This is a genomic window from Stenotrophomonas sp. YJH_SMC_82, assembly GCF_059368875.1.
In genome coordinates this window covers 195,215-218,617 of record NZ_JCAFSE010000002.1, presented here as the reverse complement: position 1 = coordinate 218,617, position 23,403 = coordinate 195,215, and the positions used below count along the sequence as shown (strand labels likewise).

The following is a 23,403-nucleotide window of genomic DNA, read 5'->3' as shown; positions in this document are numbered from 1 at the left end:
CCTGGATCGCGCCATGCAGCACCCTCCCCGTATTGCCGTCATCGGCGCAGGCCCCGCTGGCCTCACCGCTGCGCTCATCCTGCATCGGGGCGGTCACCCCGTGAGCGTGTACGAGGGCGAAGCATCCGGGCAGCAGCGCACACAGGGCGGCACGCTGGATCTGCACGACGATTCCGGGCAGGTGGCGCTGCAGCGCGCGGGCCTGCTGGAGGCCTTCCGTGCGGTGGCGCGGCATGAGGGGCAGGAGGCGCGGATGGGCGACCCGTGGTCCGGGGGGATCACCACCGGCGGGTTCGGGCCGGAAGGGAGCAAGGACAAGCCGGAGATCGACCGCGGCGACCTGCGCCAGCTGCTGCTGGACGCGCTGCCGGCGGACACGGTGCAGTGGGGCCACAGCCTGACCGCGCTGGTATCTGCACAGGCGAACGGCCACGGCCTGCGATTCGCCAACGGCGTGCAGCGCGAGGCGGACATCGTGATCGGTGCCGATGGTGCGTGGTCGAAAGTGCGCGCGGCCTTGAGTACGTGCCAGCCGGTGCCCACCGGCATTACCTTCTTCGAAGGTTGGATCGCACAGCCTGCTGCGGACATCGCAGCGATGGTCGGGCAGGGCAGCCTGTTCTGCTTTGGCGGCGAGGAGGCCCTGTTCGTGCAACGCAACAGCCGCGATCGGCTCTGCGTGTATGCGGCGCTGAAGCGCTCTTCCGAATGGCTTGATGCACAGATCGCGCAGCACGGCATACGGACGCTGGTGACAGGCTGCTATACCGGGTGGGCCACGAACCTTCGGCGCCTGCTGGAGGCCTGCACGGACTTCGTGCGGCGGCCGATCTACAGCCTGCCAGCGGATTTTTGCTGGGCCCCGCGCGATGGCGTGACCTTGATCGGCGATGCGGCGCATCTGATGCCGCCGGTGGGCGTGGGCGTGAACCTGGCGATGCTGGACGCGTCGGATGTGGCGATGGCGTTGTGCGCGCGGCCGGATGCGATCAGCGCGATGCGCGACGCCGAAGTGCTGGTGCGTGAACGCGCCCGCGCCCTGATGCCGGATGCGATCGAGGGATTCCAGCGCTGGTTCACTACCGGAGGGGATGCTCCACGCGGTTGATGAAGCATCGAGTCTGTACGCACCTGCGACACTGGGAACAGCAGCAGATTCCTGGCGGCGCGCTGGAAGTCACATGGACTTCCGACTGCTTTGGTCCGGTACAGGTGGCCACGCTGGGGCACGCGCTAGACTGGTTGAACCGGCCGACGCTCCCCCTGTTTTCCAGGGTTGGGGAGCGTGGTATGACAGGAGCGGAACGCATGACTGAAACCGGAAAGGACGCCTTGAACATCCGCCGCGCCAGCGCGGCCGATGCCCCCGCAGTGTTGGGGCTCTTTGACGAGGTGATCGAGTGGTTCGTGTCGATCGGCAATGTGCAGCAATGGGGCAGCGAACCGTGGTCGACGATGCCGCGCCGGATTGCCCAGGTCACCGAGGCGTGTGCACTGCCAGGCGCATGGGTGGCGCAGAACGAGCAGGGCGACGTGCGGGCGTTCCTTGCACTGGGCGAGTCGATGCCCTATGTGCCGGCGCCCACCGGGCCGGAGCTGTATGTGCGGGTTCTGGTGGCCTCGCGTGATGTGCGCGTGCGTGGCATCGGCCGCCGCCTGATGGCGTTTGCCGACGAGCAGGCGCGCGCTGCCGGTGTCGACCATCTGCGTGTGGACTGCTACGCCGGAGGCAGCGGCGACCTGGTGCGCTTCTATGAATCCTACGGGTATACGCGCATCGCGCCGTTCAACGTGGACGGCTGGCCAGGCATGCTGCTGGGAAGGACGCTCTGACGCGGCTGCGTCATTCCGTCGCAGCCCGCGCGCAGGAAACGATAGACCGGTTCGGCGCTAGAGTAGGGTCATGACCTGCATCGGATGGCTGTGTCATTCCGCTGCCGGTTCCTGATGACCCCCTCCAGGAAGGTGCAACGCATGTATTACAGCAGTGGCAACTACGAAGCTTTCGCGCGCCCGCGCAAGCCGGCCGGTGTGGATGGCAAGCGCGCCTGGTTTGTGGGCTCGGGCCTGGCCTCGCTGGCCGGCGCCGCATTCCTGGTGCGCGACGGGCGCATGGCCGGTGAACGCATCACCATCCTTGAACAGCAGCAGATTCCTGGCGGCGCGCTGGATGGCCTGAAGGTGCCGGAGAAGGGCTTCGTGATCCGCGGCGGCCGCGAGATGGAAGACCACTTCGAGTGCCTGTGGGATCTGTTCCGCTCAATTCCGTCGCTGGAGATTGAAGATGCCAGCGTGCTGGACGAGTTCTACTGGTTGAACAAGGACGACCCGAACTATTCGCTGCAGCGTGCCACCATCAATCGCGGCGAAGATGCGCACACCGATGGCCTGTTCACGCTGACCGAGCAGGCCCAGAAGGACATCATCGCACTGTTCCTGGCCACCCGGAAGGAGATGGAGAACAAGCGCATCGACGAGGTGCTGGGCCGCGACTTCCTGGACAGCAACTTCTGGCTGTACTGGCGCACCATGTTCGCGTTCGAGGAGTGGCACTCAGCGCTGGAGATGAAGCTGTACCTGCATCGCTTCATCCACCACATTGGCGGCCTGCCGGATTTCTCGGCGTTGAAGTTCACCAGGTACAACCAGTACGAATCGCTGGTGTTGCCGCTGGTGAAGTGGTTGCAGGAGCAGGGTGTGGTGTTCCAGTACGGCACCGAGGTGACCGACGTCGACTTCGATCTGTCGGTCGGCCGCAAGCAGGCCACCCGCATCCACTGGACGCGCGAAGGCGTGGCCGGCGGCGTGGACCTGGGGGTGGATGACCTTGTTTTCATGACGATCGGTTCGCTGACCGAAAACTCGGATAATGGCGATCACCACACCGCGGCGCGTTTGAACGAAGGACCGGCGCCGGCCTGGGACCTGTGGCGCCGCATCGCCGCGAAGGACGAGGCCTTTGGCCGCCCGGACGTGTTCGGCGCGCATATCCCGCAGACCAAGTGGGAATCGGCGACAGTGACGACGCTGGATGCGCGCATTCCGGCCTACATCCAGAAGATCGCCAAGCGCGACCCGTTCAGTGGCAAGGTGGTGACCGGCGGCATCGTCAGCGTGCGCGACTCGCGCTGGCTGATGAGCTGGACGGTGAACCGCCAGCCGCATTTCAAGAACCAGCCCAAGGACCAGATCGTGGTCTGGGTGTACTCGCTGTTTGTGGATACGCCGGGCGACTACGTGAAAAAGCCGATGCAGGAGTGCACCGGCGAGGAGATCACCCGCGAGTGGCTGTACCACCTGGGCGTGCCGGTGGAAGAGATTGATGCGCTGGCCGCGACCGGTGCGAAGACGGTGCCGGTGATGATGCCGTACATCACGGCGTTCTTCATGCCACGCCAGGCCGGTGACCGCCCGGACGTGGTGCCGGACGGCGCGGTGAACTTCGCCTTCATCGGCCAGTTTGCCGAATCGAAGCAGCGCGACTGCATCTTCACCACCGAATATTCGGTGCGCACGCCGATGGAAGCGGTGTACACCCTGCTGGGGATCGAGCGCGGCGTGCCGGAGGTGTTCAATTCCACGTATGACGTGCGCTCGCTGCTGGCCGCCACCGGTCGCCTGCGCGATGGCAAGGAACTGGATATTCCCGGGCCTGCGTTCCTGCGCAATCTGCTGATGAACAAGCTGGACAAGACCCAGATCGGTGGCCTGCTGCGCGAGTTCAAGCTGGTGCAGGAAGACTGAGCGGGCAGGGGGAGGCCGCCGGTGAGGGCATCGGCGGCCTCAAGATCTCACGCTACGCCGTCGGTCGAACGGCTCAGCTGTTCCCACGCGTCGATGCTACCGGCCATCGATGCCAGCTTTGCCCTCACCAGCTGCAGTGCATCACCGCCCAGCAGCAAGTGGCGGGGAGGAGCGTCGCTGTCGATGACCTGCAGCATGGCCTGCGCAGCCTTCACTGGATCACCGGGCTGGTGGCCACTCTTCGCCTCACGCGCGCTGCGGATGGGATCGAACAATGCGTCGTAGTCGTCAATGCTGCGCGGTGCCCGCACCATCGAGCGGCCTGCCCAGTCGGTGCGGAAGGAACCCGGCGCGACGGCCGTGACGTGGATACCAAACGGCGCGACTTCCTTGCCAAGCACTTCACTGATGCCCTCCAGCGCGAACTTGCTGCCGCAGTACCACGCGATGCCCGGCATCGTGATGAAACCGCCCATGGAGGTGATGTTGAGGATATGGCCGCGCCGCCGGGCGCGCATGTGCGGCAGCACGGCCTTGATCAGCGCGGCCGGAGCGAACACGTTCACCTCGAATTGCCGCCGCAGCTCGGCGAGCGTGGATTCTTCGAGGATGCCTTCGTGGCCGTAGCCAGCGTTGTTGACCAGCACGTCGATGCTTCCGATGTTGGTTTCGATATCGGCGACGAGCGCATTGATGGCGGCGGTATCGGTTACGTCCAGCAGGCGACCGAATGCGCGGCCGGGAGCGAGCGCTTCGAGTACCTGGCGGTCGGTTTCGTTGCGCACGGTGCCGACCACGCGGTGGCCGGCCAGCAGGGCCTGCTGGGCAAGGGCGCGGCCGAATCCACTGCTGACACCGGTGATGAGGAGAAAGCGGGAAGGGGGCATGAGGGGGCGTTCGTGGTGGGCGGGGCTTGCACGTTAGTTCTTGAACGACCGGGGTCACAGGCCTAGGATTCGGCCATTCTTGCCTATTCCTCTGGAGTGCCTGTGCCTGTGGTCGATTCCCTGCAACGGCAGGTGCAGGCGCGCATGGTCGGCCTGCTGAAGACGCTGGCGGTGGAGGAGGGCTATACGCTCACGCGCCTGCCGGGGGTGCGGTTGCTGCGATCGGACCGGCCACTGGCGCGCACGCCGGTGTTGTACGACCCCGGCATCGTGATCGTCTGCCAGGGCGTGAAGCGTGGCTATCTGGGCGGGCAGGTCTACCAGTACGACGCCCAGCACTACCTGGCAGTGTCGGTGCCGGTGCCGTTCACGATGGAAACCGATGCGTCGGCCCAGGCGCCGCTGCTGGCCATCTACCTGCACCTGGATCTGCAGCTGGCGGCGGATCTGCTGATCGAACTGGGTGAACAGGAGGGCACCCCGGCGACACCGGCGCAGAGCATGATGTCCAGCCCGATGCAGGCGCCGATGCAGGCCACGGTGCTGCGCCTGCTGGAGGCACTGGCTGAACCGTTGGAGGCTGCCGTGCTCGGCCCTGCGTTGGTGCGTGAGGTGTACTTCCGCGTGCTGACGGGTGCACAGGGCGGCGCAATGCGCGAGGCGCTGGCCATGCGCGGGCGCTTCGGCAGCATCGGCAGAGTGCTGCGGACGATCCATGCCGGATATGCCACCACCCTGGACGTGGGGCAACTGGCCACCGAAGCGGGCATGAGTGTGGCGACCTTCCACGACCACTTCCGCGCGATTACCGGCACGTCGCCGATGCAGTACGTGAAGTCGACCCGCCTGCACCAGGCACGGTTGCTGATGCTGCGGCAGGGGATGACTGCCGAAGCGGCATCGCTGGCGGTGGGGTATGCCAGCCCGTCGCAGTTCAACCGTGAGTTCAAGCGCCTGTTCGCGTTGCCGCCGGCGGCCGAGGTCGCGCGGATGCGGCGCAGTTTCACGCTGCCACCTCCGCCAGCCGATGCGGTGTACGTGTCTTCGCATTGAGGGGCGATCGAAGGTCACGTTGCCAGCAAGCCGGCCAGCGGCCGGCTCTGCCGGGAATGATGCCTGGCGGGTGCAGCAGAGAGGGGTTGACAGGATGTCTACCTACTAGTAGGTTTATTGCCATGAAGGAATCTCTCTCGCCCAAGGCCCAGGAAATCCTGGCCAATGCCCGTGCGCTGCTGGAAGCCGGTGGCTACAACGGCTTCAGCTACGCCGACGTGTCGGCGCGGGTGAACATCAGCAAGGCCAGCATCCATCACCACTTCCCCAGCAAGGCGGATCTGGTGCGCACGGTGGTCGAGCTGTACCGGGCCGAGGCGCGCGAAGGCCTGGCGTTGCTGGACCGGCGGCTGGCCGACCCGCTGCAGGAGCTCAACGCCTATGTGGATTACTGGTCCAGCTGCATTGCAGGGGGCACGTCCTCGTTCTGCATCTGCGCGATGCTGGCCGCCGAAGCGCCGATGATCCCGGCAGAGATCGCTGAGGAAGTGCGCGGCCATTTCGAGGACCTGAGCGGTTGGCTGGCAGTGACGCTGGAGAAGGGCGTTTCGATGGGCCAACTGCAGTTGCAGGGCTCGGCGGCCGATGAGGCCAAGGCGTTCATGTCATCGGTGCACGGCGCGATGCTGGCCGCGCGCGGTTTCGGTGATGCGGCGACCTTCGCGGCACTGGCGCGGTTGGCGATCGCGCGGGTGAGCGCGGCGTCCTGAGAGATGTGTGGTGGGCCTGCGGCGACGCGGGCCTTCTTTTTGAGTCCAATGCCTACCTACTAGTAGGTTCATTCTGTCCCTGGAGATGTCCCATGTCCCACCCTCTGTCCACACTTGGCGTGATCCATACCGCTGTCAGCCTGATCCCGGTGTTGAGTGGCCTGTATGCCTTCATTCGCCACCGCGCAATCGATCCCGCCACGCGCGCGGGCAAGCTGTACCTGGTGGGGCTGGTGCTGTCGGTGGCCACCTCGTTCACCGTGTCCAGCACGGGCGGGATCAACCCCGGCCACGCATTCGGGGTGATCGTGCTGCTGGTGGCATTCGGCGGCGTGCTGGCCGCGCGGCTGCGCTGGCTGGGGCGCGCCGCGCGTTACCTGTCGACCTTCGCACTGTCGTTCAGCTTCCTGCTCTCGTTGGTGCCCGGTGTCAACGAAACGCTGACCCGCTTGCCGGCGGCGCATCCGATTGCTGCGGCACCGATGGCCCCGGTGGTGCTGCACACGCTGCTGGCCTGCCTGGTGGTGTTCGTGATCGGCTTTGCCGCGCAGTGCTGGAGGCTGCGAAACCGTGCCTTTGCAGGACGATCCTGAGACGCCGCCGGTCACCCCGGCGCGGCAAGTGCGCCCAGCAGTGCCGCCGGTTCGATCAGTGCCGCCGAGCGCGCCGGATCGAGTTGAATGTGCCGGCTGCAGAAGCAGAACGATTGGCCCGCTGCAGGCTCGGGGGTGTTCGCGCTCGCGTCCGGCGTCTCGATCTCCAGCACTTCGTCCACGGCCAGCGCCAGGGTTGCGGTGCCGGCGTTGATCAACAGCATGGCCGGGCTGCCACCCTCGAATGCCGGTTGGCCGCTCATACGGCGCAGGTCGACGACGGGTAACGGTTGCCCACGGACCTCCAGGGTCGGCCTGCCGTTGCGGTCTGCAGGGCCGAATGCCTCCGGACCGCGGATTTCGACCGCTGCCTGGATGTCGATGGCGAACAGGACGGTGCCTGCACGCACGACGACGATCTCGAACAGGTCGGCAGGCGATGCGCGTGTTTCCGTTACAGGGTGGGCGGGTACGGGCATGCGATGGGCGTGGCGAAGACGATGGGAAAGGAGATCTGGATGATGACGCCTGGACGCAACGCGCGGCCGCGTCGGCGTGCGCGTGCAAGGCGATGGTTCAGTGTCTATCAGGCGGCTGCGCGTGGCGCGCCGACGGTGCCGACGCGTGGAAAATGCGGACGCAGCAGGCCGACGAGCTGGTCCATGCCCGGAATGGAGTGGCCGAACTCGTCCCAGCGCGCATTCACCAGGCCGGACACCACGATCTGCCCGGTCTCGATGTGGGTCATTGCCCAGTACGGAACGGCACGCGCGCTGATGGCCATGTCCAGTACCGGCACGACGGCAGAATGCGAGCGGCTGTCATGGATGCGGCGCTTGACTGCTTCCAAGGCGTCGGGCGGGCCTTCGATGTACTGGAAAAACCGCTGCCCGTCGACGATCAGCGCACCGGTAACGTCCACCCGGCGATTGAACGTGGCAGATTGCGAGACGATCTGGTGGAGGGCTTGATTGGACAGCTCAGCCGACATGCGGCTGGAGTAAGCAAATGCATGGAGCATGGAAGGGGCTTCTTGTGACGCACGTCACTATACGCACGCAAGCCCGGACCGTCGTGAGGCTTTGCTCACGCCGCGATTGGCTCCGCGCACTGGATCAACAGCCCACCAACCGGTCGGCACCGAGACCGCCGCGATGCTGGCTGCGGTACTCGGTAGGGCTCGCGTCGACCTGACCGCGGAAGTGCCGACGGAACGATTCCTGCGAACCAAAGCCGGCCTGTTCTGCAATCCACTGCAGCGGCCGGTCAGTGGTTTCCAGCAGCTCGCGTGCGAAAGCCACGCGCTCGCGGATCAGCCAGTCGATCGGCGACAGGCCGGTGGCGTCCAGGAACTGCCGCTGCAGCGTGCGTTGGCTGAGCGCGGCCTGCTCGGCGAGGCTGCCCAGCGAGTGGGGCTCGCGCAGGTTGCGGCGCATCCATTCCATCAGCTTTGCCAAGCGGGTGGGCTCGCCGTGGGGAATGGCGCGGCTGACGCGCTGGCTGCGCCCGGCATCACGCCACGGTGCCAGGACCAGCCGTTCGGCCACCAGGTTGGCCACGCGCGCGCCGTAATCCTTGCGCACCATGTGCAGCATCATGTCCATGCCGGTGGCCGAGCCGGCCGAAGTGATGATGCTGCCGGTATCCACGTACAGCGCATCCTCGCGCACATCGATGCGTGGGAACTCGCGTGCCAGCGCTTCGGTGAGGCGCCAGTGGGTGGTGGCCTGGCGGCCATCGAGCAGCCCGGCCCAGGCCAGCACGAAGGCACCGGAGCAGATCGAGGCGATGCGCGCGCCACGTGCGTGGGCACGGATCAGTGCATCGAGCAGTGCCTGCGGTGGGCGCTCGCTGGGTTCGCGCCAACCGGGAATGACGATGATGTCGGCGTCATCAACCGCGCTGAGATCGTAGGGAAGCTGCACCTGCGCATTGCCGAGCATGCGCAGCGCACCGGGTTCGCCCGCGCACAGCTGGGTGCGGTACCAGGCCACGCCGAGTTCCGGCCGCACCGGCGCGAACAGGCCAACCGCGCAGCCGAACTCGAACAGCCCCTGGCCGTGGCAGGCGACGATGGCAACGAGCGGCGCGGTGGGATCGGCGGGTGGGCTGGGCATGGCTTGATGCTACGGGTGGCGGTGCGTGGCGTTGCGTGATGCGCGGGCATGAGGTGATGCCGGGCGGGCATATGGGAACCGGGGTCGGATCCCTTCCGCAGGAAGGGCTCTGACCCCGTGGTGGGGAGGCGTGCGTGGGGTCAGAGCCCTTTCCTATGGAAAGGGATCCGACTCCGTGGGGGACCCTGTGCGTGTGCGCCGCCTAACGTCATTACCAGCGGTCATGTGGGTGGCCGGATGTTACGGCTGGGTGACGCGATCGCGCCTGTCGCACCAGGTGAACAGGCCCTTGAATGGAAGCGTGTTTCCGGCCCCCCCACGAGCCCCCATGCCTGCCGCCCACGCCCCTGTCCTGAGCACTCTCGCTGTTCTGATCACAGCCATCCTTGCCGCCTCGCCCAGCCATGCGGCTGAAGCAGACGCAGATCCTGCTGCCACCGCCGCGACAGCCAACGTGGCAGCGTCCACGCTGGATGCGGTGGTGGTCACCGGCTCACGCACCAGCACGCGCACGGTGAAGAACAGTTCCACGCCCATCGATGTGATCTCTGCAGAGGACCTCGCCGCGACCGGGCAGGGCAACCTGCTGGAAGCGCTGCAGCGCAGCCTGCCGTCGCTGAGCCAGATCGGCGGCTACCAGAGCGACCAGGAGAGCCTGATCCGTGGCTACCAGCTGCGCAACCTGTCGCCGGGCTACACGCTGGTGCTGGTGAACGGCAAGCGCCGCAATGCCAGCGCTTACGTGAGTGGCGCAAACGGTGGTGGCTTTCCGGGCCACGCCTGGGCCGACCTGGCGTTGATTCCGGTCTCGGCCATCGACCACGTGGAGGTGCTGCGCGATGGTGCGTCGGCCATCTATGGCTCGGACGCGATCACCGGCGTGGTCAACGTGATCCTGAAATCGCAGGCGCACGGTGGCGATGTGTCGGTGGAGAGCGGGCAGAGCATCGATGGTGATGGTTCGCGTACCAGCGTGCGCGCCAATGTCGGGCTGCCGTGGGGCCAGGATGGCTTCGTCAACCTGTCCGGCGAGAACACGCGGCAGCACCACGCGATCCGCACCCGTCGCTACATCGATGGCTACCTGAGCTATCCGGCAGTAGATGCCAATGGCAACCGGGTCGCACTGCGCCCGAACAATCGCTTGCCGACGGGTGCATCGCCGAACCCGGCCGAGGCCAACCGCGATGCCGAGGCCAACACCATCCTCAGTTCGCCGTCGTACGCGTTGAAGGCTTTCGCAGTGAATGCAGGCCATGGCCTGGGCGAGAGCGCGCAGTTCTACGCCAACGCCACGGCCAGTGACCGCACCGCGCAGGCGATCCAGAACTTCCGCCTGCCGGCGACCATCTTCACCACCTACAAGGCACCCGGCGTGCTGAGCGTGTTTCCCGATGGCTTCCTGCCGGTGCTGGAGACCAAGGAAAAGCAGTACACCGGCACTGCGGGCGTGAAGGGGCAGATCGCGGGCTGGGATTACGACGCCAGCCTGACCGGCAACCGCAGCACGGTGCGCACCTATACCCGCAATTCGGTGAACTACTCGCTGCCGTATCCCGGTTCGCCCACTGACTTCTATGACGGCAAGCTGGACTACCAGCAGGGGATCGCCAACCTCGACCTGCGCCGTGGCTTCGAGGTGGCGGCCTTTGCGTCGCCGCTGGAAGTGAGCGCAGGCGCCGAGTACCAGCACGAACAGTACGAACGCGGGGCCGGGCAGTGGGAGTCGTACACCGGCTTCGGTGCAGCCGCGTTCGTGGGCTACTCCACCGCCGATGCGGTGAAGGCGACGCGCAACAGCAAGGCGGTCTATGTGGGCGCGGCCAGCAACATCACCTCGCGCTGGTATCTGGATGCAGCGGCGCGCTGGGAAGATCATTCCGACTTCGGCAGTGTCTCCACTGGCCGCCTGACCACGCGCTTCGACTTCACCGACGCGTTGGGTGTACGCGCGACGGTCAGCAACGGCTTCCATGCGCCCAGCCTGGGCGCACAGTTCTACCAGGCCACGGGCAGCTGCCCGTGCGGGACCACGCTGGTGGCGCAGGTGTCTTCACCGGCGGCGGTTGCGCTGGGTGCTACGCCGCTGAAGCCCGAGAAAGCCACCAACTACAGCCTGGGCGTGACCTGGGACCCGAGCCCGGCGTTCCATCTGGCCGTGGATGCGTACCAGATCGACATCCGTGGCCAGCTGGGCCAGTCCAGCCAGATCGGCTACAACGCGCAGGATCCGGCGCGCATCACCGACAACAGCGGTACGGTGCTGAGCGCGGCGCAGAAGAACACCATCGATGCGCTGCTGGGTTCCGCCGGCATCAGCATCCTGCCGGGTGATGCGTTCTACGCCAGCTACTTCACCAATGTGGGCAATACCCGCACGCGCGGTGTCGAGCTGACCCTGGAAGCCAACCAGGACACTGCGTGGGGCAAGCTGCGCTGGAGCTACGCGGCCAACGTCGGCCGTACCACCATCCAGAAGGTGAGCGACATTCCGGCGGCGCTGCAGGGGCTGCCGAACATCAACCTGCTGACCAAGAGCAGCGAATACGCGCTGCGCTTCCGCACGCCCAGCTACACCCAGGTAGCCGGGCTGGGCTGGCAGAACGGGCGCTGGCGTTCGAACCTGGATTTCACCTACTACGGACCGATCAAGCGCCTGAACAACGGCGTGGAGTACAAGCAGCCGCCGGTGCTGGTGACCAACCTGTCCGGCGGCGTGGAGCTGGGGGCGGGCTGGAGCGCGGCGCTGGGGATCAACAATGTGTTCGACAAGCGCACGCGCAAGGTGCCCGCGTATGCGCGCAGTGCCACCGATGTGGCGAGCATCGAGACGACGTGGGACAACGGCGACGTGTTGGGCAACGTCGGGGCGTATTGGTATGGGCGGATCAGTTACCGGTTCTGATCTGGGGCAGCCGAGCATGGCTCGGCTCTACAAAGGCGGGAAGCAGCCGAGCATGGCTCGGCTCTACAAAGGCGGGAAGCAGCCGAGCATGGCTCGGCTCTACAAAAGACGAAGGGCGGCCGGAGGTAGTTCGGCATTATCGAGGAGCAGTTCATGTCTTCTGCATTGAAGGTGGTTGCATTGGTGGGGTCGCCGACCAGTTCGGCGGCATCGCGCACGTTGCTGCTGGTGCGGCATCTGCTGGCGTCGCTGCAGCAACGCGTGCATGCCAGCGTGGAGCTGGTGGAGCTGGCGCCGATCGCGCGCTCGCTGGGCCAGTCGTTGTCGCGCGATGAGGCGGGGCCGGAGGTGGAGCAGGCGCTGCAGAGCATCGAGGCCGCAGAGCTGCTGGTGGTGGCCGCGCCGGTCTATCGCGGCTCGTATCCCGGGTTGTTCAAGCACCTGGTCGACTTCGTCGGGCTGGAGGCGCTGGTGGATACGCCGGTGCTGCTGGCGGCGACCGGTGGCAGCGAGCGCCATGCGCTGATGATCGACCACCAGTTGCGGCCGTTGTTCAGTTTCCTGCAGGCGCACACGCTGCCGATCGGGGTGTACGCCACGCCTGCCGACTTCGACGGCGAGCACATCAACAGTGCTGCCTTGCAGGCACGCATCGCGCTGGCAGCCGAGCGTGCGGCCGGCCACCTGGCGACGCAGGCGCTGGCGGTAGCGGCGCCGCTGCGACGCATCGCCTGACGCCATAACCGGCGGCGCTTTGCTTATGGCCACGCTGCATCTGCATGGCCGGATCTGACCGCCGATTGTCGCCAGGCGTCGCTGCCGCAGCCGCCGGCATCTCTAGCATCGATATCGAAGCGGCATCGCATTGCCGGCCCAGATGAGGACCCCCCAGTGACGCTCGACGCAGCAAGCAAACCCATCCTGTTCCTGCTCGATCGCGAGTTCGAGGACGGCCAGATTCCAGGCCAGCGCTTCTTCTGCCGGCACAGCCTGTTGCTGGAAGGTGCACTGTCGAGCATCGACGGCCTTGATGCGCAGCTGGACGTACGTCGCATCGGCTTCGCGCGGCCGCGCCGCGAGGTGATCGCCGAGATCGGCGAGCAGGACCAGTCGCTGCCCAAGCTGGTGCTGCCGCAGGGCGTGCGCAGCGACCTGGCCAGTGGCGCGCACCAGGACCGCCAGTACATCTCCGGTGCCGAACCGATCCTGGCTGCGCTGAACGGGTTGCTTGGCATTCCCGTGGCCCACCCCTGAGCGAGGACGCGACCATGAGTTATCAGATCAGCGTGCTGGACAAGAGCCCGGTGGCCGAGGGCGCTTCGCCGGAGCAGGCGCTGCGCAACAGCCTGCAGCTGGCGCAGCGCGCCGAACAGCTGGGCTATCACCGCTACTGGTTTGCCGAGCACCATGCCGCACCGACGTTGGCCAGCCCTGCACCGGAAGTGCTGGCGGCCTGGGTGCTGGCGCAGACCCGGCGCATCCGCATCGGCAGTGGCGGGGTGATGCTGCGCCACTACGCGCCGTACAAGGTGGCGGAGAACTTCAACCTGCTGGCGGCGCTGGCGCCGGGGCGCGTCGATCTGGGCGTGGGCAAGGCCCCCGGCGGCCTGCCGGCCTCGACTGCCGCGCTGGCAGCCGGGCGTCCGCCGTTCGCCGACTTCGACCAGCAACTGCGCGACCTGGAGGGTTATCTGGCCGGCGCCGAAAGCGAGGCGCTGGCGCGGCCGGTTCCGCAGCAGGCGCCGGAGCGTTTCCTGCTCGGCGCAAGTCCACAGAGCGCAAAGCAGGCGGCCGAACTGGGCTGGCGCTTCGTCTACGCCGCGCACTTCGATGGTGACCCGAAGCACATCGAGGCCGCGTTCGACGCCTACCGCAGCGTCGCCTCGCAGCCGCCGCTGCTGGCCACGGTGGCCTTCGCCGCACCGACTGCGGAAGCCGCTTCGCGTCATATCGGTGCGCTGCGCGTCTACAAGCTGCACCTCGGTCCCGGGCAGGCGGTGAACCTGCCCAGCCCGGAGGCGGCTGTCGAGTACGCGCGCCAGGTGGGCGTGGCCGACTTCCGCATCGAGGAAACGCGCCCCAGCGTGCTGTCCGGCGATGCGCAGCACGTGCGCGGCGAACTGGATGCGCTGCACCGGCGCTTCGGCGTGGGCGAGTTCATCCTCGATGCGCCGGTGGCTGACCTCGACGCACGCCTGACATCCCTTGAACTGCTGTCGCCCGCGCCGCGCGCGGCGGTGGCCTGACCTGCAGGAGCGTTTCCCATGAGCACGACCCCGCGCCACATTCCGTTCGGCATCATGCTGCAGGGCCCCGGCAGCCACATGCATGCCTGGAAGCACCCGTCCAACCCGGCCGATGCCAGCGTCAACCTGCAGTTCTACATCGACATCGCGCGCACCGCCGAAGACAACGGCATCGCCTTCGGCTTCGTGGCCGACGGCCTGTACATCAACGAGAAGTCGATCCCGCATTTCCTCAACCGCTTCGAGCCGATCTCGCTGCTGTCGGCGCTGGCCACGGCCACGAAGAAGATCGGCCTGGCCGGCACGCTGTCGACGTCCTACAGCGACCCATTCACCGTCGCCCGCCAGTTCGCCTCGCTGGATCTGCTCAGCGGCGGCCGCGCCGGCTGGAACGTGGTGACGTCGCCGTTGGAGGGCTCGGGTCGCAATTATGGCCGCCCACATCCCGAGCATGCACTGCGCTACCAGATCGCCGACGAGTACCTGGAGGTGGTGCAGGGGCTGTGGGATTCCTGGGATGACGATGCCTTCGTGCGCGAGCGCGACAGCGGTACGTTCTTCGCGCCGGAAAAGTTCCGCCGCCTCGACCACAAGGGCCGCTTCTTCCAGGTGGAAGGCCCGCTCAACATCCAGCGTTCGCCACAGGGCCAGCCGGTGATCTTCCAGGCCGGTTCGTCCGACGATGGCATCGCGCTGGCCGGCAAGTACGCCGATGCGGTGTTCACCCATTCGCCGTCGCTGGAAGAAACCCGCGCGTTCACCCAGAAGGTGAAGAACTCGGCGATCGCGCATGGCCGCAGCGGCAACGACGTGAAGATCTTCCCGGGCATCGGCCCCATCGTCGGCCGTACCGCAGAGGAGGCCGAAGCCAAGTACCAGGCAATCGCCGCACTGGCCACGCTGGAGGATGCACTGGCGTACCTGGGACGCTTCTTCGATCACCACGATTTCAGCCAGTACGATCCGGACGCGCCGTTCCCGGAGCTGGGTGAGATCGGCAGCAACTCGTTCCGTTCCACCACCGATCGCATCAAGCAGGATGCGCGGGAGAAGGGGCTGAGCCTGCGCCAGGTGGCACTGGAAGCCGTGAGTCCACGACCGAACTTCATCGGCACGCCGGAGCACGTGGCCGATGAGTTGATCCGCTGGTTCGATGCCGGTGCCAGCGACGGCTTCATCCTCGGTTTCGCGGCGCAGCGCGAAGGCCTGGACGATTTCGTGACCCAGGTGCTGCCGATCCTGCAGGCGCGCGGCTACCACCAGCGCGAGCTGGAAGGGCAGACCCTGCGCGAGCATCTGGGCCTGCCGTACAAGGCCAGCCGCCATTCGACCGATGCCGAGCCGGCGCGGAAGGCGGGGTAGGGCAATGAGCGGAGACACTGCGGTAGCACCGGGGCATGCCCGGCGGATTTCCCAATCGACGGGCATATTGCCCGAGATCGCGGCACGCGCCGAGGCCACCATCGCGATCCGCCATGACCTGCACCGCCACCCGGAGCTGGCCTTCGAGGAGCACCGCACCAGCGCCCGTGTGGCCGAGTTGCTGCAGCAGTGGGGCTATGAGGTGACCACCGGTCTCGGCGGCACCGGCGTGGTCGGCACGTTGCAGCGTGGGCAGGGCAGCCGTCGGCTGGGGCTGCGTGCGGACATCGATGCCTTGCCGATCCACGAAGACTCGGGGCTGGCCTACGCCAGCCAGACCGACGGCCTGATGCATGCCTGCGGCCATGATGGTCACACCGCCATCCTGTTGTCCGCCGCGCATTACCTGGCCCATCACGGCACTATCGACGGCACCTTGCAGCTGGTGTTCCAGCCAGCCGAGGAAACCGGCTCGGGTGCATCGAAGATGATCGCCGACGGCCTGTTCGAGCGCTTCCCGGTGGATGCGATCTATGGGCTGCACAACTGGCCCGGCGTACCGGTCGGCCACTTCGGCTTCGTCGACGGCCCGGCGATGGCGTCGGTCGACTGGGCGCGGCTGAAGGTGATCGGCAAGGGCGGCCACGGTGCCGAGCCGCAGGGCAGCGTGGACCCGATCCTGGTCGCCGCGCACATCATCACTGCATTGCAGAGTGTGGTGTCGCGCAATGTCGACCCGCGGCAGATGGGCGTGGTCACCGTCGGTTCGATCCACGGTGGGCAGGCCGCCAATGTGATTCCGGACGTGGTCGAGCTGAAGCTGACCGTGCGCGCCTACCTGCCCGAGGTGCGCGACACGCTGCGCCGCCGGGTGACCGGGATTGCCGAGCAGACCGCTGCCGCTTTCGGGGCACGCGCCGAAATCGAGTTCCCGCGTGGCTTCCCCAGCGTGATCAACCACCCGCAGCAGACCGCCTACATCCGCGACGTGGCGGTGCAGGGCTTCGGCCACGAACAGGTGGTGCCGGAGTTCGCGCCGCGCACCGCCAGCGAGGACTTCGCTTTCCTGTTGCAGGCACGGCCCGGGAGTTTCGTGTTCGTCGGCAACGGCGACAGCGCACCGTTGCACAGCCCGCGCTATGTGTTCAACGACGCGGCCATCGCACCGGCCGCCAGCCTGTGGGCGCGACTGGCCGAAGACTATCTGGTGAAGGACGTGGCATGAGCAGCAACGAACGCTTCCTCTATACCTCGGTGGATGATCCATTGGCGCGGCCGCTGTTCGATGGCCTGGAGCAGGAGTACGACAGCCGTTACGCCGACGTGCGCCGACGCATCGGCGGCAGCGCCCGCGAGGAGCTGCAACGCTATCCGGCGCAGGCCTTCGCGGCGCCGGTAGGCGCGTTCGTGCTGCTGCTGCGCGATGGTGTGGCGATCTCCGGCGGCGCCTTCATGCCGCACCGCGATCCGGACACCGCCGAATTCAAACGCATCTGGACGCTGCCCGGGCTGCGCAGGCAGGGCATCGCGCGTCGCGTGCTTCAGGAACTGGAAGACCAGGCGGCGCGGCAAGGGTACCGTCGGGTGTTCCTGACCACCGGCTTCCGCCAGCCTGAAGCCGTCGGCCTGTACCTCAGCCACGGCTATACCGCGCTGTTCGACCTGCAGGCCGACCCGGAAACCATCGCGCACCTGCCGTTCGAGAAGCATCTACGTGCGCCGGCGCCAGTGCTTTCGCCGTCGCAGACCGTGCTGCACGGAGCCCACGCATGAGCACGCCTTCGACTGCGCTGGATGGCATTGCCGCACCCCCCGCGCCAGCACCGGCGTTGAAGATCGTGCCGGCCCGGCATCCGCTGCAGGTGGTCGGAACCCTTCTGGCGTTGGCGTTGATCCTGATCGGGCTGCAATCGGTGCTGGGCAATCCGCGCTGGGGCTGGGGCACGTTCGCCGAGTGGTTCTTCGCGCGCCCGGTGCTGGAAGGCCTGGGTCGCACGCTGCTGCTGACCGCACTCGGTACTGGCCTCGGTTTCGCGCTGGGCACCTTGCTGGCGTTGGCCCGCGTGTCCGGCTCGCCGCTGCTGTCGGCGGTGTCGTGGGGCTATGTATGGCTGTTCCGTTCGATCCCGCTGCTGGTGCTGTTGCTGCTGCTGAACAACCTGGGCTACCTGTACAGCACCATCGAGCTGGGCGTGCCGTTCACCGGCATCAGCCTGTTCTCGTACCCGACCACGCAGCTGATCGGCGTGTTCACCGCCGCAGTGCTGGGCCTCACCTTGAATCAGGCCGCGTTCTCGGCCGAAGTGATCCGTGGTGGCATCCTCTCGGTCGACCATGGCCAGTACGAGGCGGCAGCGGCACTTGGCCTGCCGCGTGGCCGCCAGGTGCGCCGCATCATCCTGCCGCAGGCGATGCGTTCGATCCTGCCGGCCGCGTTCAACGATGTGATCGGCCTGGCCAAGAGCACCTCGGTGGTCTACGTGCTGGCGCTGCCGGAGCTGTTCTACACCGTGCAGGTGATCTACCGCCGCAATCTGGAAGTGGTGCCGCTGCTGATGGTGGCCACGGTCTGGTACCTGGTGATCCTTACCGTGCTGTCGCTGTTGCAGCGGCGCGTGGAGCAACGCTTCGCGCGCGGCCAGCTGCAGCGCGAGCGCTCGGTGTCGCGGGTGTCATCGCCCCCGCGTGTGCAGGGCGAAGCCGCACCGCGCGTAGCAAGCCGCCCGCGTATCGCCACCCAGGTTGAAGCGGGCGAGGGCGCGGCGGTGTCGCTGCATGGCGTAGGCAAGGTGTTTGGCGACCAGCCGGTCCTGGAAGACGTGAACCTGGACCTGCGCGCCGGCAGCGTGACCGTGCTGATCGGCCCTTCGGGCGCCGGCAAGTCCACGCTGCTGCGGCTGATCAACCACCTGGAACGCGCCGACGGCGGTTACGTGACTGTCGGCGGCCAGCTGATCGGCTACCGCCGCGAGGGCGACACCCTGTACGAGCTGCCCGAGCGCGAGATCCGACGCCGCCGTGCAGAAGTGGGCATGGTGTTCCAGGGCTTCAACCTGTTCCCGCACCTGACCGCGCTGGAGAACATCATCGAGGCACCGATCGCGGTGCGTGGCGTGCCGCGCGCGCAGGCCGAGCAGCAGGCGCGCACGCTGCTGGAACGGGTCGGCCTGGCCGACAAGGCCGATGCCTTCCCGCGCCAGCTGTCCGGTGGCCAGCAGCAGCGCATCGCGATTGCCCGAGCGCTGGCCCTGCAGCCGAAGGTGCTGCTGTTCGACGAACCGACGTCGGCGCTGGACCCGGAACTGGTGGCCGAGGTGCTGAGCGTGATCGAGGAGCTGGCCCGCTCCGGCACCACGCTGGTGATCGTCACCCATGAGCTGAGCTTCGCCCGCCGCGTAGCCGACCACGTGGTGATGATGGACCAGGGCCGGGTGATCGAGCAGGGCACGCCCGAGGTGCTGTTCGAACGCCCGCGCCAGCAGCGCACCGCCGATTTCCTGGCCAAGACCCTGTAACCGAGAAAGGAACACCATGAGCCCTGCAGCACCGCGTCGTCCCTCGCGCAGCACCCTGTTGATCGTGGGCGTGCTGGTCATCGGCATCACCGGCATCGTCTATTCGCGCGTGCGGCAGGCACCGGATGCCGGCGCCGTGGCCGCGACCAGCCTGGCCGGTGCGAACACGGCGGTGTTGAAAGGCACGTTCGATCCAGAGGCGCAGGCATTGATCCCCTCGGGGTATCGCTTCGTCACGCCCGGGTCCTTCACCGTGGCCACCCATCCAGGGCAGCTGCCGCTGGCCGACTACGGGGCCGACAGCAAGGACGTTGTGGGCATCGAGCCCGACATCGCGCGCCTGATCGCCGATGCGCTGGGCCTGAAGCTGGTGATCGTGCCGGTGGCCTGGGCCGACTGGCCGCTGGGTCTGGAATCAGGCAAGTACGATGCGGTGCTGTCGAACGTGACGGTTACCGAAGAGCGCAAGAAGAAGTTCGATTTCTCCAGCTACCGTTTCGACCTGCTGGGCATCTACACGCGCGCAGACGGGCCGATCCAGAAGATCGAGAAGCCGGCCGATGTGGCCGGGCTGAAGGTGGTGGTGGGTGCCAGCACCAACCAGGACCAGATCCTGCGGCAGTGGGACCAGCAGAACATCGCGGCGGGATTGAAACCGGTGGAGTACCAGTACTTCGATGACGCCGTGGTCGGGCGGCTGGCGGTGATCACCGGCCGCGCCGATGTGTCGTTCGAGCCCAACGCCACCGGCGCCTATTCCGCACGCGACGGTAAGGTGCGGCGCGTCGGCCTGTTCCCCGGTGGCTGGCCGAACGCTGCGGCGATCTCGGTGACCACGCGCAAGGGCAGCGGCCTGGCTGATGCAGTGACGCAGGCGCTGAACACCCAGATCGCCAGTGGCACCTACGCGCAGGCGCTGAAACGGTGGAACGTGGCCGAGGAAGCCGTGCCGCAGTCGCAGACCAACCCGCCGGGATTGCCGACGTTGCAATGACACCGGGCGTGGCCCGGCGCGACCTCCGCTTTTGTAGAGCCGAGCCATGCTCGGCTGCTTTACCAGCGCGCCTCCAGCGTTCTGAACGGTTTCGCCAGGCGCACGCCCTCGGCGTCGAAGTCGGAAACGCTGCGTCCGTCCACACGCACCGTCTTCGGCATCGTGCGCGCCGGCCACCAGACCTTCACCGCCGTTCCGTCGCGCAGCCCTTTGCCAAGCCCCACCTTCAGCACCCCGTCGCGCTGCCGCGCCTGCATCTGCAATGTGCCATACGCCGTCGGCAGGCGTTCCACCGCCAATCCATCCCCCGCCACCCACGAGGGCGGTGTGCCCGGCAGCAGCGAGAGCGCATCATCGTCTTCGCGCATCAGCATGCCGAACAGGGTGCGGCCGTACTCGGCACCGATCCAGGTATGCGGCATGTCGCCGAGGTAGCGCGGGAAGCGCAGCCGTGAATGCACTACTTCGGCCAGCACCTGCCATTCAAGCGGGCGCCGGTCGTGAAGCAGGCCCTGCAGCAGCTCGTCAGCCACGTCTGGCTGGCCCAGGTGCACATAGCTCAGCACGTTGCGGATCTCGTACGGCGTGTAGGCATACAGCGCACCGGGCTGGCTGCGCTTGCGCACGTCTTCCAGGTAGCGGGCGAAGGTGGTCCGCAACGCCTCGGCCGGCAACACGCTCTGCGCGCCGGTCGGGTCCAGGGCGATCGACACGCCGGTGGGGTCACCATCGCCAAGATCGGCCGATGACGGAATGAAGTCGATGCCCTTCCACGCCATCGTTGCGCGGATCGAGGCACGCAATGCGTCGTACAGCGCTTTGTACTGCTCGCGCGCCCAACGGGCGGTTTCGTGGTCGCCCAGCGCCTCGGCCAGCCACGCGCCGTCGTGCCACCCCTTCAGGCCCCAATAGTCATCCCAGTAGCTGTGGGTGGGTGATGGATAGCCCTCATGGCTGATCGATGGTGCAAGGATGCCCGCAAAGCGTTCCGGGGCAGGCTGGTCAGCCTTGTATCCGGGCACCAGCGTGCGCTCGCGCAGTTCCTGCAGGAAGTGCAGCGCGGCCTTCACCTTCGGCAGGTAGTCACGCACCGACTCGGGTCCGCCATCCAGCCGTGCAACGTCGGCGACCAGCGCCACGTACTGGCCCTGGCTGTCGTACTCGATGTCCGAACCGAAGCCGGTGTTGACGCTGCCATCGTCATTGAGGATCGGCGAGACCAGGCCGTTGGCATGTACGCCGTGTTCGCTGTACCAGGCCAGGTAGTCGCGCGCGACCTTGGCCTCGCCCATGCGCAGCAGCACGGCCGATGTGGCCATGCCGTCGCGGATGAAGGAGCGGTTGTAGTTGCGCGGGCCGGGCTGCATCGCCGGGCCGGTCTGGTTGATCAGCATGTAGGCGGCCTGCGCGCGCAGCATGTCCACCAGTGATGGATCGGGCAGGCGCAGGCCGACCTGGCCCAGCCGTGCCTGCCAGTCCGCGGACGCCTGCGTGGCCAGTGAATCGAACGCCGCATTGGCATCGCGGGGAAGCGTGGCCAGATCCAACGCAGGCGCTTCGGGCAGCACGCCATTGGCATCCGCGGCGGCGGTGCCCAACGGGAACGCGACCACGATGGCATCGCTGGTTCCCGGCGCCAACGAGACGCGGTAGTCCAACGCAGCCGAGGCAAGACCCTGGTCATCATGCGCCTGTTGCGCGGAAGGCAGTTGGCCGGCAGCGATGTCCGCGGTGATTTCCGTGGCGCCATCCCTGCCGAACGGCGCCGCGCCGGATGCAGCCACTGGCGTGAGCGACTGCAGCAGCGTGCGGCCATTGATGCGCACGGATTGCCTGTCGATGGCCACATCGCGGATCGGCGACAGCCCGCCGTTCTGCCATGGCGGGTTCATCTGCATCGGGCGCACGACCAGGCTGAGCGTGCCGTCGATCCGGGTTTTTCCGGTGTTGTGCAGGCGATGACGCAGGAACGTTACCGGCTGGCCGTTGCGCTCGATGGCGAATACCTCGCTGCGCAACTCCAGCCCGGGCTGCGGTGACCACGTAGCGGAGGGCATCGGCTTCCAGCCGTCGCGCAGGGCATGCTGCATGGCCTGCGCGGCGGCGCCGGCGGTTTGGCCATCGGCATTGCGCCAGATCGGCTGCACCAACGGCGCGCCCTTGAAGGCTTCAAGATTGCCGTACTCGTCGAAGATCGATTTCTGTCGTCCTGCGTGCACACCGACGGCCGTCCAATAAGTCTGCTGCATCTGCAGCGACGCCGGGAACAGCGCACGCTGCGCGCCGCTGGCAGCGATCTGGTAGCGCTTCATCGGCGTCATCACGGCCTTCGGGCCGAGCAGGCGCAGGCGCGCGATCTGCGGTGCAGCGCCGTCCACGCTCAGGCGGAATGTACGTAACGGTTGTGCTGCAGTGGCGGCCAGCCAGCTTTGTCGATGATTGGCCGCTTGTGCATCGTGTGCGAGGTCCTGCCAACGGCCCTGTGCATCCTGCACCTGCAGTCGCGCGGCGCCGCGCGCGCCATCGGCCCAGTCCACGACCAGGCCAGCCGTTGATTGGGCCCGCGGCAGCGTGATCTCGAACGTATGGGATCCATTTGCCCCGGCCGGCATCGCGACGGTGCCGCCCCCTTGCCAGAGCGCCGCTGCCTGCGTTGCATCGATACCGCTGATGCGTGCGCTGAGCGTGCTGTCCAGTGGCTCCATCTCGAAGATCGACACGCCCCAATCGGAGGTGCGCTGCGGGCTGGCCAGCCGCAGGTAGCGTGCCTGCCGCGGCGCGAAGTACAGCGTTTCCACGTCGCCCAGCGAATCGGCCATCGTGTACGCGGTCTGCCACTGCGTGCCGTCCAGCGAGGTCTGCAGTGAATAGCCTTCCGGATTGGAGACATCCCAGGTAAGGCGCGCACCGGCCAGCAGGGTGGGCGCGCCCAGATCGATTTGGAACCAGTGGCCGGGGCTGAAGGCGCCGCCGGTCACGGTCTTCGGGTCGCCGTCGATCAGGTGGCCGATCGCCATCGCCGGTACCTGCTGCGAGGAACTGCTGGCCTGCCATTGGTTGCGCGGGGGGAGGGTCTGTGCCTGTGCGCTGGAGGCCAGGGCGGCCAACAGCAGGGCGGCGGCAGATCGCCATGGGATAGCTGAGCGGGAGACCTTGGAGCGTTCGGCGCGCAACGTCATTACAGACAGCCTCGCAGGTTCGACCGGAATCGGGCGAGTGCTACGCTAGCAAGGGATGTAATCGGTTACATGACGCACTGCAGCGCCGCAGGCCGCTT

At 66.9% G+C, this 23,403-nt stretch carries 20 protein-coding genes; 15 read left to right on the top strand and 5 right to left on the bottom strand.

The annotated features are described in order from the left end of the window. Positions 1 to 13 precede the first annotated feature (13 nt). The 3 genes from AC5P53_RS08640 to AC5P53_RS08630 all read left to right on the top strand — a co-directional run bounded on the left by AC5P53_RS08640 (position 14) and on the right by AC5P53_RS08630 (position 3,744). Positions 14 to 1,108: an FAD-dependent oxidoreductase gene (locus AC5P53_RS08640; protein ID WP_227863964.1), complete on the top strand. Its 1,095-nt coding sequence runs from the start codon at positions 14 to 16 to the stop codon at positions 1,106 to 1,108. Between the two features lie 200 nt (positions 1,109 to 1,308). Continuing rightward, positions 1,309 to 1,833, top strand: coding sequence for a GNAT family N-acetyltransferase (locus AC5P53_RS08635; protein ID WP_241886720.1), 525 nt, complete (start codon positions 1,309 to 1,311; stop codon positions 1,831 to 1,833). Between the two features lie 141 nt (positions 1,834 to 1,974). Continuing rightward, positions 1,975 to 3,744 (top strand): oleate hydratase, encoded by a 1,770-nt coding sequence (locus tag AC5P53_RS08630; RefSeq protein WP_241886721.1) that lies wholly within the window; start codon positions 1,975 to 1,977, stop codon positions 3,742 to 3,744. 47 nt (positions 3,745 to 3,791) lie between these two features. Here AC5P53_RS08630 and AC5P53_RS08625 read toward each other — a convergent pair whose 3' ends face one another. Then, entirely contained in the window at positions 3,792 to 4,631 is an 840-nt protein-coding gene (locus AC5P53_RS08625) for an oxidoreductase (RefSeq protein ID WP_495227293.1), read from the bottom strand. Positions 4,632 to 4,739: 108 nt separating this feature from the next. On the opposite strand from AC5P53_RS08625, the gene AC5P53_RS08620 reads away from it, so the two are divergent. From AC5P53_RS08620 to AC5P53_RS08610, 3 genes are all read left to right on the top strand, one after another. After that, entirely contained in the window at positions 4,740 to 5,684 is a 945-nt protein-coding gene (locus AC5P53_RS08620; protein WP_241886722.1) for an AraC family transcriptional regulator, read from the top strand. A gap of 122 nt (positions 5,685 to 5,806) precedes the next feature. Next, the gene (locus tag AC5P53_RS08615) at positions 5,807 to 6,394 is read left to right on the top strand and encodes a TetR/AcrR family transcriptional regulator (protein WP_495227292.1); all 588 of its coding nucleotides are present in this window, start codon (positions 5,807 to 5,809) and stop codon (positions 6,392 to 6,394) included. A gap of 92 nt (positions 6,395 to 6,486) precedes the next feature. Further along, positions 6,487 to 6,987: a hypothetical protein gene (locus AC5P53_RS08610; RefSeq protein WP_014646892.1), complete on the top strand. Its 501-nt coding sequence runs from the start codon at positions 6,487 to 6,489 to the stop codon at positions 6,985 to 6,987. 11 nt (positions 6,988 to 6,998) lie between these two features. Here the strand turns inward: AC5P53_RS08610 and AC5P53_RS08605 are convergent, their stop codons facing one another. The 3 genes from AC5P53_RS08605 to ftrA all read right to left on the bottom strand — a co-directional run bounded on the left by AC5P53_RS08605 (position 6,999) and on the right by ftrA (position 9,104). After that, the gene (locus AC5P53_RS08605) at positions 6,999 to 7,466 is read right to left on the bottom strand and encodes a chemotaxis protein CheW (protein ID WP_049440767.1); all 468 of its coding nucleotides are present in this window, start codon (positions 7,464 to 7,466) and stop codon (positions 6,999 to 7,001) included. 107 nt (positions 7,467 to 7,573) lie between these two features. Continuing rightward, on the bottom strand, positions 7,574 to 8,008 hold the full coding sequence (locus tag AC5P53_RS08600) for a BLUF domain-containing protein (protein WP_049440768.1): 435 nt from the start codon (positions 8,006 to 8,008) through the stop codon (positions 7,574 to 7,576). A gap of 94 nt (positions 8,009 to 8,102) precedes the next feature. Beyond that, on the bottom strand, positions 8,103 to 9,104 hold the full coding sequence (gene ftrA, locus AC5P53_RS08595; RefSeq protein ID WP_014646895.1) for a transcriptional regulator FtrA: 1,002 nt from the start codon (positions 9,102 to 9,104) through the stop codon (positions 8,103 to 8,105). Between the two features lie 328 nt (positions 9,105 to 9,432). Between ftrA and AC5P53_RS08590 the strand changes: the two genes are divergently transcribed. The 9 genes from AC5P53_RS08590 (at position 9,433) to AC5P53_RS08550 (ending at position 20,126) form a co-directional block, all read left to right on the top strand. Further along, on the top strand, positions 9,433 to 12,009 hold the full coding sequence (locus AC5P53_RS08590) for a TonB-dependent receptor plug domain-containing protein (protein ID WP_241886724.1): 2,577 nt from the start codon (positions 9,433 to 9,435) through the stop codon (positions 12,007 to 12,009). A gap of 153 nt (positions 12,010 to 12,162) precedes the next feature. Continuing rightward, positions 12,163 to 12,744, top strand: coding sequence for an FMN reductase (gene msuE / locus AC5P53_RS08585; RefSeq protein WP_495227291.1), 582 nt, complete (start codon positions 12,163 to 12,165; stop codon positions 12,742 to 12,744). Positions 12,745 to 12,900: 156 nt separating this feature from the next. Further along, a complete protein-coding gene (locus tag AC5P53_RS08580; RefSeq protein WP_032960011.1) occupies positions 12,901 to 13,263 on the top strand; it encodes a DUF3088 family protein in 363 nt (120 codons plus the stop codon). Positions 13,264 to 13,277: 14 nt separating this feature from the next. Beyond that, positions 13,278 to 14,255 (top strand): MsnO8 family LLM class oxidoreductase, encoded by a 978-nt coding sequence (locus tag AC5P53_RS08575; RefSeq protein ID WP_241886726.1) that lies wholly within the window; start codon positions 13,278 to 13,280, stop codon positions 14,253 to 14,255. An 18-nt stretch (positions 14,256 to 14,273) separates the two neighbouring features. Continuing rightward, positions 14,274 to 15,617, top strand: coding sequence for an LLM class flavin-dependent oxidoreductase (locus tag AC5P53_RS08570; RefSeq protein WP_241886727.1), 1,344 nt, complete (start codon positions 14,274 to 14,276; stop codon positions 15,615 to 15,617). A gap of 4 nt (positions 15,618 to 15,621) precedes the next feature. Next, positions 15,622 to 16,842, top strand: a complete 1,221-nt coding sequence (locus tag AC5P53_RS08565; RefSeq protein WP_080355768.1) for a M20 aminoacylase family protein — start codon at positions 15,622 to 15,624, stop codon at positions 16,840 to 16,842. Further along, complete coding sequence (locus tag AC5P53_RS08560; protein WP_014646902.1) at positions 16,839 to 17,390, top strand: GNAT family N-acetyltransferase; 552 nt, start codon at positions 16,839 to 16,841, stop codon at positions 17,388 to 17,390. Before AC5P53_RS08565 ends, AC5P53_RS08560 begins: the two co-directional genes overlap by 4 nt. After that, positions 17,387 to 19,132, top strand: coding sequence for an amino acid ABC transporter permease/ATP-binding protein (locus AC5P53_RS08555; RefSeq protein WP_111206782.1), 1,746 nt, complete (start codon positions 17,387 to 17,389; stop codon positions 19,130 to 19,132). The genes AC5P53_RS08560 and AC5P53_RS08555 overlap by 4 nt, the downstream gene beginning before the upstream one ends. 16 nt (positions 19,133 to 19,148) lie before the next feature. Further along, a complete protein-coding gene (locus AC5P53_RS08550) occupies positions 19,149 to 20,126 on the top strand; it encodes an ABC transporter substrate-binding protein (protein WP_111206783.1) in 978 nt (325 codons plus the stop codon). Positions 20,127 to 20,185: 59 nt separating this feature from the next. Here the strand turns inward: AC5P53_RS08550 and AC5P53_RS08545 are convergent, their stop codons facing one another. Beyond that, entirely contained in the window at positions 20,186 to 23,305 is a 3,120-nt protein-coding gene (locus tag AC5P53_RS08545) for a galactose-binding domain-containing protein (RefSeq protein WP_241886728.1), read from the bottom strand. Positions 23,306 to 23,403 lie beyond the last annotated feature (98 nt).